Origin of the sequence: Streptomyces alkaliphilus, from assembly GCF_014141535.1 — a bacterium.
Classification (GTDB): Bacteria; Actinomycetota; Actinomycetes; order Streptomycetales; family Streptomycetaceae; genus Streptomyces; species Streptomyces alkaliphilus.
Genome location: NZ_VKHT01001726.1, coordinates 1 through 461, shown reverse-complemented (window position 1 = coordinate 461; position 461 = coordinate 1). Strand labels below are relative to the sequence as shown.

At 75.7% G+C, this 461-nt stretch carries 1 protein-coding gene; it reads right to left on the bottom strand.

All coding sequences use genetic code 11. The annotated features are described in order from the left end of the window. Positions 1–55: 55 nt before the first annotated feature. Positions 56–461 (bottom strand): DUF1206 domain-containing protein (locus FNQ90_RS26500; protein WP_182608592.1); only part of this gene is annotated, 406 nt, incomplete at its 5' end.

Genomic DNA, 461 nt, shown 5'->3' with positions numbered 1-461 from the left:
CAGGTGCCCCACCGTGCCCCCACCGGGTTCGGGAGGGTCACCCGGGAGCCGGTCCTCACATCCGCCGGCATCGGGCCATGGCGATCGCGAACCCGCCGAACAGGGTGAGCCCCGCCGCCACGACCGTCAGCAGCCACGGACCGGCCGGGGCCTCGGCGAGCGAGCGCAGTGCCTCGTCCAAACCCTTGGCCTCGTCCGGGTCGAACCGCACGGCCGCGCGGATCACGAAGATCCCCACGGTGGCGAAGACCAGGCCCCGCGCCGCACCACCCCCCACCGCCAGCACGTCCACCAGGCGGCGCGCTCCCCGCGACACGTCGGCCCGCAGGTGCTCCCGGTGCGTCATCCGTACCGCCCGCACCACGAACCACCCGCCGACGGCGATCACCGCCACGCCCGCGACACCCACCCACCACGGGCCGGCGGGCAACCCCAGGGCTCGCGCCGTCATGTCCCGGGAC